Raw genomic sequence first — 17758 nt, forward strand, 5'->3', positions numbered from 1 at the left:
CGCTCACAATGAACACAATCCCGTTTGTGCACCAAAGGGTGACCACAGTCACAAGATCCGACACAGTGAGACCGTGCCCATGAACCGACGCCTCCGCATCAGCGCTCTCGCAGCGTTGCTCGCGGTGCTCTGCACGGCGACCGCGTGCAGTGCGGGGGTGTCGGCCATGGTGACCGGGGCGGAGGAGCCGGGACTTCGTGTCATCGCTCCGTCGGTCGCCGGTGGCGGTTACGACCTGACCGCTCGCAGTCTGGCCCGAGGTTGGGCCGCGGAGGGCGTCGTGGTGGACGACGTCCTCGTACTACCCGGATCGGGTGGTGTCGTGGGACTCAATCGTCTCGCTCTCGAACAGGGCAACGATCGACTCCTGCTGGTGATGGGGCTGGGTCTGGTGGGCGCACTGTCCACCACCCCGTCCGATCACGAGATCGCGGACGTCACTCCGATCGCCCGACTCGTCACCGAACCCGAGGTCGTCCTGGTGCCGGCAGCATCTCCGCTGCGGACCCTGGCCGATCTCACGAACGCCTGGCGACAGGACCCCTCGGCTCTGCAGTTCGGCGGCGGCTCCGCGGAGGGCGGTCCGGACGGACTGTTCCGGACCCAGCTCGCCCGCGCGGTCGGTGTCGACCCGCGAGCATCCGAGTACCGCGTCTTCGACGGCGGCGGCGAGTTGCTGCCTGCCCTCTTGACCGGCGAGGTCGACGTCGCCACCACCGGTATCAGTGAATACCTGGACCAGATCGCGTCCGGCACGGTCCGGGCGCTCGCCGTGTCGAGCTCCGAGCGTGTCGACGGCATCGACGCACCCACGGTCCGGGAGCAGGGAGTCGACCTCGACTTCGACAACTGGCGCGGCATTCTCGCCCCGCCGGGACTGCCACCGGAGCGCGTCGACCGCCTGATCGCCGACGTCACAGCACTGGTCGGATCGCCGCTCTGGCAGGAGATCCTGGCGCAGAACGGGTGGCGCGACGCGCTGCTCACCGGAGACGACTTCGCGTCGTTCCTCCGCGAGCAGGCCGACCTGGTCCGCTCGACCATCGATCCACCCACCGACGGCTGACGCCGCACACCTCCGTACTGCGCCACACCTGTGCCCGCAGCCTGCCTCGACACACCCTGCACTGATCGAACCCCTGCACTATTCGAACCCTGCACTATTCGAACAACGAGGAGTAGTAACCATGTTGGTGATACTCGGCTTCCTCATGGTTGCCGCTTTCATGTTCCTGATCCTGACCAAACGAGCGACCCCGGTGGTCGCCCTCATCCTGGTCCCGGTCATCTTCGGCCTGTTCGCCGGCGCCGGGCTCGGCATCGGCGACATGATCACGGACGGCATCAAGTCGCTCGCCCCCACGGCAGCACTGCTGTTCTTCGCGATCATCTTCTTCGGCATCATGATCGACGTGGGTCTGTTCGACCCGCTGGTGCGCGGCATCCTGCGCCTGGTGCGCAACGACCCGATGAAGCTGGTCGTCGGCACCGCGGTGCTCGCCATGGTCGTGTCCCTCGACGGTGACGGCTCCACCACGTTCATCATCGTGACGTCCGCGCTGCTGCCGCTCTACCTCAAACTCGGTGTCTCACCGGTCATCCTGACGGTCGTCGCCGGCCTCGCCAACGGCACCATGAACATCATCCCGTGGGGTGGCCCGACCGTTCGCGCCGCGTCCGCGCTGGGCATCTCGCCCTCCGACGTCTTCATCCCGATGGTGCCGTCGATGATCGCCGGCCTGATCATCGTGCTGCTCTTCTCTATCCACCTCGGACTCATGGAGCGTCGCCGCCTGGGCTCGCTGGTCTACGACACGGAGCTCGTGGGCGCCGGCGTCGGCACCGACGGAACGGGCACCGGCACGACCCGCCGCAGCACCGGAAGCGCCGACATCACCACCGGTGACGACAACGACGGCAAGGCCGGCCAGTTCATCGACGGCCTGGACCCCAACCGTGACACTCTGCGTCCGAAGCTGCTGTGGTTCAACGCGATTCTCACCGTCACGCTGCTCGTGATCCTGGTCATGGACATCCTGCCGATCCCGGTGCTCTTCATGATCGCCGCCTCGATCGCGCTGACGTTCAACTTCCCGAAGGTCAAGGAGCAGGGCGAGGCCATCGCTCGGCACTCCGCCTCCATCGTCTCCGTCGTCGCGATGGTGCTCGCTGCCGCCGTGCTCACCGGTGTGTTCTCCGGTACCGGCATGGTCGAGGCCATGGCCGAGTGGCTCCTGGGCGTCATCCCCGACGCGATGGGCCCGTTCCTGGCCGTCATCACCGGAATCCTGTCGATCCCGTTGACATTCTTCATGACCAACGACGCCTTCTACTTCGGCATCCTCCCGGTCCTCACCGAGACCGCCGCCCAGTACGGCATCGAGCCGGTCGAGATGGCCCGTGCCTCCATCACCGGGCAGCCCGTCCACCTGCAGAGCCCGCTGGTTCCCGCCATTCTGCTGCTGGTCACCCTGGCCGGCGTCTCGCTCGCCGACCATCACCGCAAGGTGCTGTGGCGCGCAACCGTCGTGTCCCTCACCATGCTCGTCGTGGGCGTTCTCCTCGGCCAGATCCCCTTCGGCTGATCAACATTCACCAGAGAGAAGAGTCATCGACATGAGTGTCGCCGTCGTGCACAACAGTTCCGAGGAAGGCCGCAAGGCACTCGGATCGGCAGTCCAGCAGGCCCGGTCCGCAGGAACCGAACTGGTCGTTCTCCATGCCTTCTCCGGATCGGCGGATCCCTCCTCGGAGGCGAAGGAGACCACCGCGGTCGAGGACTCGATCCGCGCGTCGCTCGCCGTGCTCGGAGAGTCCGATGCGCAGTGGACTCTCGCTGCGGCCCAGCCCGATCCGGACGCGACCACCACACTGCTCGCGCTCATCGACAAGGCGGACGCCGAGTTGCTGGTCGTCGGGTCGCGGCATCGGTCGGCCGTCGGCAAGTTCTTGATGGGACAGGCCGTCCAGCACCTGCTTCTCGAAACTCCGGTACCGGTGCTGCTCGTCAAGTCGTGAGTGGAGTTCGTACCGTCGCTGTGAGCGCCACCCGCTGGGTGGCGCTCACAGCCGTGTCCGTGGCCGGATGGTTCGCACTCGACGCGGTCGGCCTCACGGCGCCGTCGCTGTTCGCGGCACTGGTGGTGGCTGTGGTCTTCGCTCTGACCGGAGTGGGACCGCGTGCCGTCCCGCGCGCGGGATCCATGGCGGCGCAGGGAACGTTGGCCGTCACCATCGGTCTCATGGTGGATGTCGAGACGCTGAGTGCGCTGGGCGACAACTGGTTTCCTGCGGTCGCCATCGGGATCGCGACGCTCGTCGTCAGCGCCGGATGTGGCGCACTGCTCGCACTGAACAAGGACGTCACCGCGGCCACCGGGATGCTGGCGCTGATCGCGGGCGGGGCCACCGGTCTCGTCGCGACAGCGAGAGAGCTCGGCGGCGACGAACGAGTGGTCGCGGTGGTGCAGTACCTGCGGGTGGCACTGGTGGTGGTGACCATGCCTCTGGTGGTCACGTTCGTGTTCCACGCCGACACCCACTCGGTCGCGGCGGCCGCACCCGGCGGGGATGCGCTGCCGTGGTGGATGGGTCTGCTGTTCCTGCTCGGAGCGATCCTCGTCGGCATCGCGGTGGGGCGGCTCGCGCGGCTTCCCGCGCCGGCAACGCTGGGTCCGCTCCTGGTGTCCGGGGCCTGCGCGCTGCTGGGCTGGCCCGTGGGCATCGAGGTTCCCATGATCGTGCTGCCACTCGCGTTCCTGGTCATCGGATGGCAAGCGGGACTGGCGTTCACGATGTCGAGCCTGCGCCTGATCGGCAGGCTCTTCCCCTACGCGTTCGGGCTGGTGCTCGGCATCGGCGTGATCTGCGCGCTGCTCGGGTGGGCGCTGTCCGCGTGGACCGGGACCAGCCTGCTCACCGGCTACCTGGCGACGACCCCCGGCGGGTTGGCGGCAGTGCTCGCGGTGTCCGCGTCCACCGGGTCCGACGTCACGTTCGTGGCGTGCGTGCAGCTCATCCGACTGGTCTCGATGCTCGTGGCGGCACCGCTCATCGCCCAGCTCCTGATGCGCCGGGCGGCGCGGAGGCCTGCCGAGGATCCGGTCTCGGTCTAGCGGCGCAGACGCTCGGTGCGCAGTTGCTCGACGTCGGCCAGGTGCAACGGCTCGAGCGGGTGTCCGAGAGCGGTCTCGAGAAGGTGGTCGGCCAGCTCCGGGTTCCGTGCCAGCGCCGGTCCGTGCATGTACGTCCCGATGACCGACCCCTGGACGACCCCCTCGTTGCCGTCGCCCACTCCGTTGCCGATGCCGTGCTCCACTCGGGCGAACGGGGCCGCGTCGGGGCCGAGAGTGGTTCCGCCGCGGTGGTTCTCGAAGCCGGTGAGTGTCTGGGTGAGGCGGTCCGACACCGGGCGGGTGATGACCTCACCGATGGACCGTGTCGCCTGCGGCGCCGTGGTGACGTTCAGCATCGACACACCGTCGACACGTTCGCAGGAGCTCGTCTCGTACCACTCGCCCAGCACCTGGATCGCCGCGCAGATGGCGAGCACCGGGGCGCCGCGCTCGGCAGCGCGCTGCAGTCCGGGGTAGCGAGCGAGGTGCTTCGTCGCGAGTCGCTGCGCCGAGTCCTCCGCTCCGCCGAGCACGTAGACGTCGAGCGACTCGGGCACCGGATCGGCGAGGGTGATCGACACGATCTCGGCGTCGAGGCCGCGCATCAGCATGCGCTGGCGCAGGACGAGCGCGTTGCCGCTGTCGCCGTACGTGCCCATGACGTCGGGCAGGACGAGCCCGATACGGAAATCAGACACCGGGTGCCTCCTTCGCGGTCTCGCGCGCCAGCGCCCGGCCGAGGTCACGGAAGGCCGTGTAGTTCGCCAGGACCTCCACGCGCCCGGGTGGGCAGGAGGCGATGGCCCGCAACGGGTTCGGCACCACGGTGTGGTCGGCTCCGGCGTACGTCAGGCGGACTCCCAGGTCGGTCGCACGTTCACCGGCCGCCACCACCGTGGTGTTCTCGAAGTGCTCGAACCGCACGTCCCACAGCCACGACAGGTCCTCGCCGTCGGGCACCTGGCCGTTGACGGCGATCACCAGGCCGTCGGCGGCCGGGTCGATCATGGACAGCGCTTCCTGCCATCCGGCGGGGTTCTTGGCCAGCAGCATGCGCACGGTGTGGGATCCGTACTGGATCGAGCTGTAGCGGCCCGCCACCTCGTCGACCGCGGACACCGCGGCGACGGCCTGCGCGGGGTCGGCACCCATCGTGACCGCGGCCGCGACGGCCTGTGCCGCGTTTCCGCGGTTGGCCCGGCCGGGCAGCGTCAAGGTCATGGGGAGCACGAGACCGTCGGGGCCGTACAGGTTCTGGTCGTCGAGCCACCACTGCGGCTCCGGTCGCGAGAACTCACGCCCGCCCTCGAGCAGGCCCGTACTGCGCCACTGCGTGCCGTTCCACTCGATGGGTTCCCCGGTGCGTGGGCAGCTGACCGAGTCGCCGACCCACCCGCCGCCCGCGGCCACCCACACCGTCCGCGGCGCGTCGTACGCCGCGGACGTCATCAGCACGTCGTCGCAGTTGGCGACGACGACGGTGTCGGGATGGGCGACGATGCCCGCGCGGAGCTTGCGCTCGATCATGTTGATCTCGCCGACGCGGTCGAGCTGGTCACGGCTGAGGTTCAGCAACACCAGGACCTCGGGGTCCACCGCGTCGCACACGTGCGGGACGTGCAGCTCGTCGACCTCGAGGGCCGCCAGCGGGGCGGTGCGCCGCGAGTTCAGTGCGGCGACGATGCCCGCGTCCATGTTGGCGCCGTCGGCCTGCGTCGCCACCTCGCCCAGTGTCGCGAGCGCCGCCGCGGTCATCCGAGTGGTGGTCGACTTGCCGTTGGTGCCGGTGATGACGGCGGTGCGTCGGTTCGCGCCCAGGCGCGACATGAGGGCCGGGTCGATCTTCAGCGCGACGAGGCCGCCGATCATCGATCCCTTGCCTCGACCAGCCTTCTGCGAGGCCCACGCTGCCGCGGACGCCGCCGACAGTGCCAGGCGTCCGCGGGCTCCGAGGTGCCGTCTGCTGCTGTCGATCATGGTGTCCGATCCTCCCACACGCGGTGGACACGGGAGAGTCAGCAGGAGGTCAGGGCTGCGAGAGGAGGCGTTCGATGTCGTCCAGAACGGCCTGTCCGCCGCGAGGTCCCACGCCGGTGATCCAGTACGACTGGTCGACGAGGTGCGGATTCGGGAACGCCGTCGTGTTCGACGTGACGGACGTGGGCATCGACGCCGGGTCGTCCGGTGTCGCCGACGTCACGACCACCAGATCGGCGCGGGCCTCCGTCGCCAGTTCGGGGGAGACGTCGACACTGATCTCGTTCGACCACTCCGGCCGGGGCGGCGTGGTGAACCCGGCGCACTCGAGGGTGCTGCCCGCGAAGGACAGCGGTCCGTAGAGCGTGAGCTCCTCGTTGCGCGGCCGGATGAGCTGCGCCGTCGATCCGGCGGTGTCGAACCGGTCGGCGATCTCGTCGCACCGTGCGTCGTACTCGCCCAGCAACGGTTCCGCGTCGCGTCCGAGGGCGCGCCCGACGAGGCGGACGTTGTCCTGCCACGGGTCGCTCTGCGACGCCATGAACACCGTCGGAGCGATCGCGGACAACCGCTCGTACAGCTCCGAATGGCGCGTCTCGGTCCCCAGGATCAGGTCCGGCTGCAGAGCCGCGATGGCCTCGACGCGCGGCTCCGCGACGGTGCCGACGGTCTCGATGCGCGACGCCTCGTCGCCGAGATACGGGGGCACTCCCGTCGCCTCGCTCAGCACCGACGTACCCACCGGAACGACGCCGAGCGCGACACTCGTGTCGAGCTGGACGGGTTCGAGGGTGACGACACGCAGCGGAGACGAAGGCACCTCGGTGTCCCCGCGCGCATGGGTCACGGTCCGGGTGCTGTCCGCGGCGTCCTCGGCTGTCGCATCGGCCGAACACGCCGAGGCCACGAGGGCCGTCGCGGCGAGCAGGGTCGCCAGGACAGTACTTCTTCTTCCGAACACGCTTGCCGAGCCTCCGTCACAGTGATGGTGAGGGGACCCTAACCGACGGTGGCTCCGGACGGGGGAGTCACGATCCGGGGCTCGGTCGGTGTGGTCTCGGATCGCGGCGAGCGGCTCAGACCCCCCATGCAACCGCCGATCACGACGGCCGCGCCGACGAGGGAGAGGACGCTCGGCGTCTCGTCGAGCACGAGCCACGACGCCCCGATACCGACGACCGGGACCAGCAACGAGAACGGCGCGACGACGCCGGCGGGGTAGCGGCTGATCAGAATGGTCCACAGACCCGAGCCCGCGATCGTGCCGATGACGACGATGTAGGCGAGCCCGATCAGCCCGGAGAACTGCCCGGCCGACACCCCGTCGCCGATGGCGGTCCACCCCGTGGTCGGACCCTCGACGACGGCCGACAACGCGAACATCGGCAGTGGCGGAACGACGCACATCCACAGCATCAGTCGCATCGGCTCGACGGGAAGGCCGGAGGCCGGTCGAGATGCTCGAGTCGCCAACCTGTTGCCGAGGTTGCCGAAGGCCCAGCTGAGGCCTGCCAGCAGAGTCAGCAGCACGGGCAGCAGGGTGGCGTTGTGGGCGCGGTCCCAGCCGATGAGGATCATGCCCCCGACGGCGATGCCGATGCCGATCCACTGGCGCGGCCCGACCTTCTCCCGCAGCAGCAGCGCGCCGAGGACGACGGTGAACGGCGCCGACGACTGGAGCACCAGCGAGGCCAGGCCGGTGGGCATGCCGGCGTTCATCGCGGCGAAGAGGAACGCGAACTGCAGCAGGCCGAAACCCGTGCCGTACAGCAGGAGCCAACGCAGCGGCACGGTCGGTCGGCGGACGAAGAGGACGACCGGAACGGCGATCACCGCGAACCGCAGGGCGGCGAAGAAAAACGGCGGGAACTGGTCGAGTCCGGCGCGGATGGCGAGGAAGTTCAGTCCCCAGACCACGACGACGATCAGTCCGAGCAGGCGGTCGCGAGTGGTCATGACCTCGAGTGTTCCGGGTACGACTGCTAAGAACAATCGAATTGTGATGACCGGTAGCTGTAGCGTTGCTACATGAATGTCGACCGGTTGCGTGTCCTGCGGGCACTGGCGGATCGCGGCACGGTCGCCGCGGCCGCCGACGCGCTGTCGATGACACCGTCTGCGGTGTCGCAGCAGCTCAAGGTGCTCGCGCGGGAGGCGGGCGTCGCCCTGCTCGAACCCGACGGGCGCCGCGTGCGGCTCACCGCGGCGGGACGCGCGCTGCTTCCTCACGCCGACGACGTGCTCGCCGCCCTCGACCGGGCGTCGGAGGAGATGGCGTCGTACCGCGGCAGCGCACGCGGAACCGTTCGACTGGCGCTCTTCCCCTCGGGTGCCGCACTGTTGCTGCCGGGGGTTCTGAAACGGCTCACCGAGGCGGGTGTGGACGTCGACGCACGGGACGAGGACGTGCCCGCGTCGGCGGTGCCGACGCTGCTCGCGGACTACGACGTGGTGCTCACCCACCGGGACGAGCGCGCGCCGAGCATCGCGTCCGAGCGGGTGGAGGTGCGCTCACTGATGCGCGAGCCCATCGACCTGGTGCTGCCGCCCGGGCACCCGCTGGCGAAGCGTGATGCCGTCGACATCGAGGATCTGGCGGACGAGCGGTGGATCAGCGTCCGCGGGGGGTTCCCGGTGGACGACGTGCTGTTGTCCATCGCGACGGTCACGGGGGTGGCGCCGCGAGTGAATATGCGTATCAACGACTTTCGCCTCATGGAGGAGCTGGTGGCCCACGGGCACGGGATCGCGCTGATGCCGCGCCACGCCTCGACGCACCCGGGTGTCACGCAGCGCCGGTTGGCCGGGGTGCGCGCGGCCCGCATCTACGACCTGGCGACCCGACCCCGCGCCGCGGAGCGTCCGGCCGTGCGGGCCGTGGTGGACGCGTTCGCGGCGCGGGTCGCGGAGGTCACTGCGTGACCCGTGCGCCTTTCGCGTATCCCTGGATGCGCAGAAGGCGCACGAGGGCTACGCCCCGGATCGGGCTGCCCGGTTCACTGCCGAGACCACGGCGCGCAGTGATGCGGTGGTGATCGAGGTGGCGATACCGACACCCCACACGATGGTCTCGCCGCCGCCGGGGAGGCGTACCGCGGCCTCGACGTAGGCCGCGGCCCGAGCATCGTCACCGGCGGACATGGCGTGCTCGGAGTAGTCGAGAACGCTGACGTCGTAGCCGATCGAGCCCAGTGCGTCGACGAAGGCAGCGAGCGGGCCGTTGCCGTCGCCCGTGATCTCCTGCTCGGCGCCGTCGACCTTGACGATCGCGGAGATCGAGTCGATGCCGCCGTCCTCCTCGGCCGCGATGACGCGCTGCCGGATGCGCTCGAGGGGAACGATCGGGGCGAGGTACTCCTCGGAGAACACGTCCCACATGGCCTTGGGCGAGACTTCGCCGCCCTCGCCGTCGGTGACGCGCTGCACGGCCGAGGAGAACTCGATCTGCAGTCGGCGCGGCAACGCCAGACCGTGGTCCGACTTCATGATGTACGCGACGCCGCCCTTGCCGGACTGCGAGTTGACGCGGATGACGGCCTCGTACGTGCGGCCGACGTCCTTGGGGTCGATGGGCAGGTACGGAACCTGCCACAGCACGTCGTCGACGTCCTGATCCTGTTCGTCCGCGGACACTTTCATCGCGTCGAGGCCCTTGTTCACGGCATCCTGGTGGCTGCCGGAGAACGCGGTGTAGACCAGGTCGCCGCCGTACGGATGGCGTTCGTGGACGGGCAGCTGGTTGCAGTACTCGACGGTGCGCCGGATCTCGTCGATGTTGGAGAAATCGATCTGCGGGTCGACACCGCGGGTGAAGAGATTGAGGCCCAGCGTGACCAGGCAGACGTTGCCGGTGCGCTCACCGTTGCCGAACAGGCAGCCCTCGATGCGATCGGCGCCGGCCTGGTAGCCCAGTTCTGCTGCGGCGACGCCGGTCCCGCGGTCGTTGTGCGGGTGCAGGCTCAGCACGATCGAGTCGCGACGCTCGAGATTGCGGTGCATCCACTCGATGGAGTCGGCGTAGACGTTGGGAGTGGCCATCTCGACGGTCGCGGGCAGGTTCAGGATCATCGGGTTCTCCGGTGTGGGAGCGATGATCTCGGTGACCGCGTCACAGACCTTCTTGGCGTATTCGAGCTCAGTGCCGGTGTAGGACTCGGGCGAGTACTCGTAGCGCCAGTGCGTGTCGGGAAACTTCGTCGCCTCCTCGAGCACCTTGCGCGCACCGTCGGTCGCGATCTTCTCGATGGCGTCGCGATCCGCGCGGAAGACCACGCGGCGCTGCAGGATCGACGTGGAGTTGTAGAAGTGGACGATGACGCTGCGGGCGCCCTCGCACGCGACGAACGTCCGCTCGATCAGTTCCGGCCGGCACTGGGTGAGCACCTGGATGGTGACGTCGTCGGGAATCGCCCCGTCCTCGATGATCTCGCGGACGAAGTCGAAGTCGGTCTGGCTCGCAGACGGGAAGCCGACCTCGATCTCCTTGTAGCCCATGCGGACCAGCAGTTCGAACATGCGGCGCTTGCGAGCGGGGCTCATCGGGTCGATGAGTGCCTGGTTGCCGTCACGCAGGTCCACGGCGCACCACTGGGGTGCGCGATCGATGACCTTGTCCGGCCACGTGCGGTCGGGGAGGGTGAGGGTCTCGACCTCCTCGGCGAACGACCGGTACCGGAACGTCGGCATCGACGAGTTCTTCTGGGTGTTCCACGAGGGCTGATCGGCGGGCGCAGGCTTGGTGGGGGTGGTGACCGTGCGTGAGCCGGATACGAATGCGTCGGCGGGTGACATCGATGATCTCCGTTGTGAGGAAGGGGACGACCGGCGCCGAAAAGACCCGCGACAGGGAGCCGGTCTGTGAATCAGACCCCGTCGCGGCGACGAAGGAGGAGGGCGAACCCGGCGCCGAACATGCGCGTCACCCTACTCCGTCGCCCGCGCGGACGACACCGGCACGTCTCACGTGCGCGGCGCTGCATCCGTCCACCGCCCCGGTTCCGCCAGCATGGAGCCGTCCGCGGTGCGCCAGCATGCGGACAGGAGGTCGTACCCGGCCGCGTCCACTCGCAGGTGCGACTCCCACCTCGCCGACGTCCACTCCCGGTCGTCGCTGACGGCGTGCTCGGCGGCGAAGGCGGCCCCGACGAGCTCGAACTGCACGTCCCGGCGCGCGGTCATGGCGTCCGGGTGGGTCGGTGTGACGCTGCGCAACAGATCCGCCGCCCGGCGACAGGCATCGAGGACGCGGCCGTCGCACCAGAGCAGACACCGGCGGTGGGCGTGTCGAGCGACCACCCACATCGACGCCAGTGCGCACAGCACACCGATGCACGTCTCGACGAGACGCTCGGTCGCGAGCGGCCACGCCTGTGCACCCGGATGGGACGCGCCGCCGATGAGCAGCGCCAGGGGCGTGATGAACATGACGGCGATGCCGTAGTTCCGGGCGATGACCAGTTCGATGAGGAACTGCAATGCCATCAGCAGCAGGACCAGCACGAACCCGCTCGGCGACAGCGAGAAGACCACGGCGAAGAGCACGACTCCGACGGCCGTGCCCACCAGGCGGTGCAGGGCGCGGACGGTACCTCGTGGTCGGTCGAGGCCCTGTTGCAGCACGAGTACCGCGCCGATGACCGCCCAGTCGGGCCGCCCGAGTCCGGCGACGACGGCGATCGCGCCCGAGGCCGCGGACGCGCAGAACACCCGGAGCGCCGTGGTGGTGGCATGCGAATCGACGTGCAGAGCGCGGATCAGCCTGAACCGGATCGTCGGCCGCGACATCGGGACGGAGGGCGTGTGGTCCGGCGTCACGTGCACGGTGTCGGACGCGTGCTCGGGATCGAGTGGGGCGTCGCCGATGATGCGTGCGAAGTCGAGGTGCACCGTCCGCAGTCGTAGGACCAGCGGATCGTCGATCCGGCGGGCCGGGATCCGGGCGTCGTGCAGCGCTGCCCACGCGCGATCGATCGCGACGGCCGCGCGGTGCCGAGCGCCGACCGCGGGGTCGCCCGCGGTGCGCGCCTCACCGAAGGTGGTCACGCTCCGCTGGGCTGCCGCCACGGCGTCGCGTTCGGGCTTCGACGCGTCGCGCAGCGCCGGTGCCATCGACACGACCAGGGCCCACAGCGCTCCCAGCGCGACGCACGCGGAGTTGACCCACGCCGTCACCCCGCTCTGCGGGACGATGGTGGCGATGGCGCAGGTCAGGACGAAGAAGAAGGCGCCGGGCGGTCCCAGGCGGAGTGCATCCACCACGAACGTCGCGACGGTGCCCAGGACGGTGAGCACCACGACGACGAGGACGGCGCCCAGCACGGAGTTCCGCGGGTCGGCGTACTGGCCCACGAGTCCGCCGACGGTGGCGGACAGCACGAGCGCGAGACCGGCCCACAGGACGACCGACCAGCGGGACCGGAAGGGCCGGCCCTCGCCGTAGACGACGGCGAACCCGCCTGCCGCGGTCAGCAGGGCCTCGGTGGGAAAACCGAGCGCGAGCAGCGCGAGTGCCGGAACACCGAACGCGAGCGCGGCGCGGAGGCCGCCGGGCCAGCGCGGCCCCACCGACGGCACTGCGACGAAGAGTCGTCGGCGCCGGGGGCGAGGCGGTAGAGCGGACGAGTCCGGGGCTGTCACCACCTGATGGTAGGCACGCGATTCCCCCCGGAGCCCCGCAGGTCGGTAGGCTGCTGACCGTTCCGGCGGCACCCGTCGCACCAGTGGATGTCCAGCGGGACGTTCTCGACTCGGGAGGTAGCACCAGCGTGGCACTCGTCGTTCAGAAGTACGGAGGATCCTCGGTGGCGACCGCCGAGCGGATCCGGCGCGTCGCTGAACGGATCGTCGAGACCAAGCGCAAGGGCCACGACGTCGTCGTGGTCGTCTCCGCGATGGGAGACACCACCGACGAACTGCTCGACCTCGCGCAGCAGGTGTGCCCCGCGCCGCCCGCACGCGAGATGGACATGCTGCTCACCTCGGGCGAGCGCATCTCCAACGCGCTCGTCGCGATGGCCATCCACTCCCTCGGAGCCGAGGCCCGGTCCTTCACGGGATCGCAGGCCGGCGTCGTCACCACCAGCGTGCACGGCAACGCCAAGATCATCGACGTCACGCCCGGACGCGTCCGCGACGCGCTCGACGAGGGCTCGATCGTTCTCGTCGCGGGTTTCCAGGGCGTCAGCCAGGACAGCAAGGACGTGACGACGCTCGGTCGCGGCGGGTCCGACACGACGGCGGTCGCTCTCGCCGCCGCGTTGAACGCCGACGTCTGCGAGATCTACACCGACGTCGACGGCATCTTCACCGCCGACCCGCGCATCGTTCCCGACGCCCGGCACCTCGAGAAGGTCTCGTTCGAGGAGATGCTCGAGATGGCGGCGTGCGGAGCGAAGGTCCTCATGTTGCGCTGCGTGGAATACGCCCGCCGCTACAACGTTCCCGTCCACGTCCGCTCGTCGTACACCACCAAGCCAGGGACCATCGTGTCCGGATCCATGGAGGACATTCCAGTGGAAGAAGCCATTCTGACCGGTGTCGCGCACGACCGGAGCGAAGCGAAGGTCACGGTCGTCGGCCTGTCCGACCAGCCGGGTTTCGCCGCGAAGGTCTTCCGGGCCGTCGCGGACGCCGAGATCAACATCGACATGGTGCTGCAGAACGTCTCGCGCATCGACACCGGCAAGACCGACATCACGTTCACGTGCCCCAAGGCCGACGGCCCCACCGCGGTGGAGAAGCTGACCAAGCTGCAGGGCGAGATCGGCTTCACCAAGGTGCTCTACGACGACCACATCGGCAAGGTCTCGCTCATCGGCGCCGGCATGAAGTCGCACCCCGGCGTCACCGCGACGTTCTGTGAAGCGCTCGCCGACGCGGGCATCAACATCGACCTCATCAGCACCTCGGAGATCCGTATCTCCGTGCTGACCAAGGACTCCGAGCTCGACGAGGCCGTGCGCGTGCTGCACGCCGCCTTCGGCCTCGGCGGCGACGAGATCGCCGTCGTGCACGGCGGAACCGGAAGGTAGGAGCACCATGACCACGAATTCCACCGGCCTCCACATCGGAGTCGTCGGCGCGACCGGCCAGGTCGGCGCCGTCATGCGAACCTTGTTGGCGGAGCGTAAGTTTCCCGTCGCCTCGATCCGTTTCTTCGCGTCCGCCCGGTCCGCCGGCAAGACCCTGCCGTGGGGCGACGGCGAGATCACCGTGGAGGACGCGTCCACCGCGGATCCCACCGGGCTCGACATCGCGCTGTTCTCGGCCGGCGCCACCATGTCCCGCGAGCAGGCGCCGCGTTTCGCCGCCGCCGGCGTCACCGTCATCGACAACTCGTCCGCGTGGCGCAAGGATCCCGACGTCCCGCTCGTGGTCAGCGAGGTGAACCCCGAGGCGACGAAGAATCTCGTCAAGGGCATCATCGCGAACCCCAACTGCACCACCATGGCGGCGATGCCGGTGCTCAAGGTGCTGCACGACGAGGCCGGGCTGCAGCGCCTCATCGTCTCGAGCTATCAGGCCGTGTCCGGCAGCGGTCTCGCCGGTGTCGAGGAACTGGCGACACAGGCGCGCGCCGTGGTGGCCGATGCCGAGAAGCTGGTGCACGACGGCAGTGCCGTCGCCTATCCCGATCCGACGATCTACACCGCTCCGATCGCGTTCAACGTCCTGCCGCTCGCGGGCTCGCTCGTCGACGACGGAAGCGGCGAGACGGACGAGGACCAGAAGTTGCGCAACGAGTCCCGCAAGATCCTGGGTCTGCCGGACCTGCTGGTGAGTGGCACCTGCGTCCGCGTCCCGGTGTTCACCGGCCACTCGCTGTCGATCAACGCGGAGTTCGCGAACCCGCTGTCCGTGGAGCGGGCGACGGAACTGCTGTCGTCGGCACCCGGTGTGCGCGTGGTGGCAGTGCCCACGCCTCTGCAGGCGGCCGGTGCCGACGAGTCACTCGTCGGACGCATCCGGCAGGATCCCGGTGTGCCGGAGGGGCGCGGACTCGCGTTGTTCGTGTCCGGCGACAACCTGCGCAAGGGCGCTGCCCTCAACACGATTCAGATCGCCGAACTCTTCGTTCGGTAGTCGGCGGGAAGGCCGGAGGCCGGTCGGGTTCGGCGGGAAGGCCGGAGGCCGGTCGGGTTCGGCGGGAAGGCCGGAGGCCGGTCGGGTTCGGCGGGAAGGCCGGTCTTGCGCGCTCAGCTCTCGAGAGCGCGCAGGGTGCGGTGCGTGTCGCGAGACGGCACGTACCCACCGAGGATCGAGCTCCAGGTCCACAGGCGTCCGTCGAGTCGGTAACGCCCGTGGGGGAGACCGGCGTCCAGCGCTGTCGCTTCACCGCTGACCACGGCCGAGAGCATGACGCTCTCGTCGACGACACCGACCACCATCGCGTCCACCGTCGGCACCTGATCGTCGGCGTCGCGGCCCGAGGAGTCGACCAGCGGTTCCATGACCGCTTCGGTGCCCTCGGGGGCATGCAGGAACCCGGAGTCGTGCGAGCAGCCGTCGGCCTGGCACTGCTCGAACCCGGCGATCGCCTCGAGTCGATCGATCAGCGGCCACAGATCCTGCGAATGCCAGCGGGACAGTCCGCTCTCGCCGCCGTAGGCCTCGCTCCACGACGCGTAAGCGGCGGTGAACTCCTCGACCACCGGACCGTGCCGGTACCAGCAACGAGGGATCCGCTCGGTCAGCTCGTAGCGATCCCGCAACCACCAGACCCAGTCGGTCACCTCGTCCCACAGGCGGGCGGCATCGTCGGTGTCCAGATAGCGCCACGTGTAGCGACCGCGCGCGAGGTCGGGGCCGGGGAGAGCGCCCGAACGAGGTCGAGCGCCTCGGCCCGAGGGATCACCGTGGTGCGGGAAACCGCCGTGGTAAGACATCGTGTCCTTGCCGGCCGCGCGCCAGGATGGTGGCGAGCAGCCTGCTCGAGAGTGGCCGTGTGGTGCCGGGCGCCCCGGGGCTCGAACGCCTCGCACTTCGACGTGAGCGCGGTGGACGTGGTGACGGCACCGCACGTGCGACGAATCGACTTCGACAGTAGGTGCAGGTCACTCGGGCCGCAAGTAGACCTCGTCCAACCGTTGGCCAAAGATGTTGTCGGTGATCGGAATACGAACCCGCCACGAGAACGGTGCCCGATGTGCACTCACTCTCGAACTGATCGAATGATCAGTACGACGCCTTGGGGATCGCGATCCACAGGACCAGGTAGACCACGAACTGCGGGCCCGGAAGAATGCACGAGAGAACGAACAGCAGGCGCACGAGTCCTGCGCTCAGGCCGAAGCGCTCGGCGAGGCCGCCGCACACTCCGGCGATCAGCTTGCTCTGGCGTGAACGGGTGAGTCTGCGTGCCGGGCTGGTCATCGTGGGACCTCTTCTTCGTCGGTGACGTGTCGTCGGGGTTCGGACACCACGGCAACGTGCGGCGTGGCGGCCGGGTTCCCGTGCCGACGGCGGACGTCAGTGTTCGTGCGACGTTCTCGGTGCGGTCCTCGTCCGTACACGGCTCGACTCGACACTGGGCTCATGCGCATCGTGCAGGTGGCCAACTTCTACGGACCTCGATCGGGCGGTCTGCGGACGGCCGTGGACCAGCTCGGCGCCGGCTACGTGGCCCGCGGCCACGAGGTCACCGTCATCGTGCCCGGCGACGTCCGCTCCGAGACGATGTCCGCGACCGGGGTACACCGCATCACCGTTCCGTCCAGCCGACTACCGATGACCGGTGGCTACCGGGTGGCCTGGCCGTCCGTCACCTCTGACGTGGCGGCGAGCCTGCGGCCCGACGTTCTCGAGATCTCGGACCGTCTGACGCTGCGGGGACTCGGAATGTGGGCTCGCGGCAGGGGTATTCGCAGCGTGATGATCTCCCACGAGCGATTGGATCGACTGCTCGGACAGGTGCTGCCCGTCCCGGCCGCGCGGGCGGCGGCCGACGTCGCCAACAGGCGGTCCGTTCTGGGCCACGACGCGGTGGTGTGCACCACCGCGTTCGCGCAGGAGGAGTTCGACCGGATCGGCGCAGACGCACACCGCATCGCACTCGGCGTGGACCTCGAGTTGTTCCACCCGTCGCGTCGCCACCGCAACGAGGGACGGATGATCCGGCTGGTGCACTGCGGGCGGCTGTCGGTGGAGAAGCACGCCGAACGCAGCGTCGATGCCCTGGCGCATCTGCGCCGCGAGGGCATCGAGGCACGCTTGGTGGTGGTGGGAGACGGCCCCCGACGGGCCGCGCTCGAACGTCGCGCCGAGGGTCTGCCCGTGCACTTCGCCGGGTTCGTCTCCGACCGCGAGCGCGTCGCACGGTTGCTCGCCGAGGCGGACGTCGCGGTCGCTCCCGGCCCGCACGAGACGTTCGGGTTGGCGGCTCTGGAGGCGCTGGCGTCGGGCACACCCGCCGTGGTCTCGGGAACGTCCGCGCTGGCCGAGATCGTCACCCCGGACTGCGGTGCGGCCGTCGGCAATCGCTCGCGCGACTTCGCCGAGGGCATCGCCGCGACCCTGGCGCTCCCCTCGGGCGGACGGCCGACGGCCAGGGCGAGGGCGGAGCAGTACGGCTGGCCGACGGCGGTGGAATCGATGCTCGAGGTCCTGTCCGGGCGGTGACGGTCGGCCCGCCCTGAACTCCGGCGAACTTACTTACATTCAGTCTGGAC

Annotated in this window: 16 protein-coding genes; 8 read left to right on the top strand and 8 right to left on the bottom strand. The window is 69.2% G+C overall.

The window, feature by feature from the left end; all coding sequences use genetic code 11:
• Positions 1–79: 79 nt before the first annotated feature.
• The 4 genes from HQ325_RS00680 (at position 80) to HQ325_RS00695 (ending at position 4115) form a co-directional block, all read left to right on the top strand.
• A complete protein-coding gene (locus HQ325_RS00680; RefSeq protein WP_222628729.1) occupies positions 80–1066 on the top strand; it encodes a tripartite tricarboxylate transporter substrate binding protein in 987 nt (328 codons plus the stop codon).
• A gap of 121 nt (positions 1067–1187) precedes the next feature.
• Positions 1188–2585 (top strand): CitMHS family transporter, encoded by a 1398-nt coding sequence (locus HQ325_RS00685; protein WP_222626285.1) that lies wholly within the window; start codon positions 1188–1190, stop codon positions 2583–2585.
• Between the two features lie 31 nt (positions 2586–2616).
• Complete coding sequence (locus HQ325_RS00690; RefSeq protein WP_222626286.1) at positions 2617–3018, top strand: universal stress protein; 402 nt, start codon at positions 2617–2619, stop codon at positions 3016–3018.
• Positions 3019–3038: 20 nt separating this feature from the next.
• Positions 3039–4115, top strand: coding sequence for an AbrB family transcriptional regulator (locus HQ325_RS00695; RefSeq protein ID WP_308014201.1), 1077 nt, complete (start codon positions 3039–3041; stop codon positions 4113–4115).
• Here the strand turns inward: HQ325_RS00695 and HQ325_RS00700 are convergent.
• From HQ325_RS00700 to HQ325_RS00715, 4 genes are read right to left on the bottom strand one after another with little or no spacing between them, the layout of a single operon-like run.
• Positions 4112–4813, bottom strand: coding sequence for a type 1 glutamine amidotransferase (locus HQ325_RS00700; RefSeq protein ID WP_222626288.1), 702 nt, complete (start codon positions 4811–4813; stop codon positions 4112–4114). The two genes, HQ325_RS00695 and HQ325_RS00700, sit on opposite strands and share 4 nt — an antisense overlap.
• Complete coding sequence (locus HQ325_RS00705) at positions 4806–6092, bottom strand: MurT ligase domain-containing protein (RefSeq protein WP_222626289.1); 1287 nt, start codon at positions 6090–6092, stop codon at positions 4806–4808. Before HQ325_RS00705 ends, HQ325_RS00700 begins: the two co-directional genes overlap by 8 nt.
• A 49-nt stretch (positions 6093–6141) precedes the next feature.
• On the bottom strand, positions 6142–7053 hold the full coding sequence (locus tag HQ325_RS00710) for an iron-siderophore ABC transporter substrate-binding protein (protein WP_222626290.1): 912 nt from the start codon (positions 7051–7053) through the stop codon (positions 6142–6144).
• Between the two features lie 38 nt (positions 7054–7091).
• Positions 7092–8048, bottom strand: a complete 957-nt coding sequence (locus HQ325_RS00715; RefSeq protein WP_222626291.1) for an EamA family transporter — start codon at positions 8046–8048, stop codon at positions 7092–7094.
• A gap of 72 nt (positions 8049–8120) precedes the next feature.
• Here HQ325_RS00715 and HQ325_RS00720 point away from each other — a divergent pair, with 72 nt between their 5' ends.
• Positions 8121–9014 carry a LysR family transcriptional regulator gene (locus HQ325_RS00720; RefSeq protein WP_222626292.1) on the top strand — a complete coding sequence of 298 codons (894 nt, stop codon included), beginning with the start codon at positions 8121–8123 and terminating at the stop codon, positions 9012–9014.
• A gap of 48 nt (positions 9015–9062) precedes the next feature.
• Here HQ325_RS00720 and leuA read toward each other — a convergent pair whose 3' ends face one another.
• On the bottom strand, positions 9063–10883 hold the full coding sequence (gene leuA, locus HQ325_RS00725) for a 2-isopropylmalate synthase (RefSeq protein WP_222626293.1): 1821 nt from the start codon (positions 10881–10883) through the stop codon (positions 9063–9065).
• A gap of 168 nt (positions 10884–11051) precedes the next feature.
• On the bottom strand, positions 11052–12728 hold the full coding sequence (locus HQ325_RS22725) for an FUSC family protein (RefSeq protein ID WP_222626294.1): 1677 nt from the start codon (positions 12726–12728) through the stop codon (positions 11052–11054).
• A 128-nt stretch (positions 12729–12856) separates the two neighbouring features.
• On the opposite strand from HQ325_RS22725, the gene HQ325_RS00735 reads away from it, so the two are divergent.
• On the top strand, positions 12857–14122 hold the full coding sequence (locus HQ325_RS00735) for an aspartate kinase (protein WP_027506651.1): 1266 nt from the start codon (positions 12857–12859) through the stop codon (positions 14120–14122).
• Between the two features lie 7 nt (positions 14123–14129).
• Positions 14130–15173, top strand: coding sequence for an aspartate-semialdehyde dehydrogenase (locus HQ325_RS00740; RefSeq protein ID WP_222626295.1), 1044 nt, complete (start codon positions 14130–14132; stop codon positions 15171–15173).
• Positions 15174–15286: 113 nt separating this feature from the next.
• Here HQ325_RS00740 and HQ325_RS00745 read toward each other — a convergent pair whose 3' ends face one another.
• Positions 15287–15976, bottom strand: a complete 690-nt coding sequence (locus HQ325_RS00745) for a hypothetical protein (RefSeq protein ID WP_222626296.1) — start codon at positions 15974–15976, stop codon at positions 15287–15289.
• Between the two features lie 289 nt (positions 15977–16265).
• Positions 16266–16463 carry a PspC domain-containing protein gene (locus HQ325_RS00750; protein WP_222626297.1) on the bottom strand — a complete coding sequence of 66 codons (198 nt, stop codon included), beginning with the start codon at positions 16461–16463 and terminating at the stop codon, positions 16266–16268.
• 162 nt (positions 16464–16625) lie between these two features.
• On the opposite strand from HQ325_RS00750, the gene HQ325_RS00755 reads away from it, so the two are divergent.
• Positions 16626–17708, top strand: a complete 1083-nt coding sequence (locus tag HQ325_RS00755; protein ID WP_222626298.1) for a glycosyltransferase — start codon at positions 16626–16628, stop codon at positions 17706–17708.
• Positions 17709–17758: the final 50 nt, after the last annotated feature.

It is taken from the genome of Rhodococcus sp. BP-349 (genome assembly GCF_019835845.1).
GTDB lineage: Bacteria > Actinomycetota > Actinomycetes > Mycobacteriales > Mycobacteriaceae > Rhodococcoides.

Coding starts and splice junctions, on each gene's coding strand:
- HQ325_RS00685 (WP_222626285.1), top strand. CDS start 1,188: ATGTTGGTGATACTCGGCTTCCTCATGGTTGCCGCTTTCATGTTCCTG.
- HQ325_RS00745 (WP_222626296.1), bottom strand. CDS start 15,976: ATGTCTTACCACGGCGGTTTCCCGCACCACGGTGATCCCTCGGGCCGA.
- HQ325_RS00715 (WP_222626291.1), bottom strand. CDS start 8,048: ATGACCACTCGCGACCGCCTGCTCGGACTGATCGTCGTCGTGGTCTGG.
- HQ325_RS00755 (WP_222626298.1), top strand. CDS start 16,626: ATGCGCATCGTGCAGGTGGCCAACTTCTACGGACCTCGATCGGGCGGT.
- leuA (WP_222626293.1), bottom strand. CDS start 10,883: ATGTCACCCGCCGACGCATTCGTATCCGGCTCACGCACGGTCACCACC.
- HQ325_RS00720 (WP_222626292.1), top strand. CDS start 8,121: ATGAATGTCGACCGGTTGCGTGTCCTGCGGGCACTGGCGGATCGCGGC.
- HQ325_RS00680 (WP_222628729.1), top strand. CDS start 80: ATGAACCGACGCCTCCGCATCAGCGCTCTCGCAGCGTTGCTCGCGGTG.
- HQ325_RS00740 (WP_222626295.1), top strand. CDS start 14,130: ATGACCACGAATTCCACCGGCCTCCACATCGGAGTCGTCGGCGCGACC.
- HQ325_RS00705 (WP_222626289.1), bottom strand. CDS start 6,092: ATGATCGACAGCAGCAGACGGCACCTCGGAGCCCGCGGACGCCTGGCA.
- HQ325_RS00750 (WP_222626297.1), bottom strand. CDS start 16,463: ATGACCAGCCCGGCACGCAGACTCACCCGTTCACGCCAGAGCAAGCTG.
- HQ325_RS00690 (WP_222626286.1), top strand. CDS start 2,617: ATGAGTGTCGCCGTCGTGCACAACAGTTCCGAGGAAGGCCGCAAGGCA.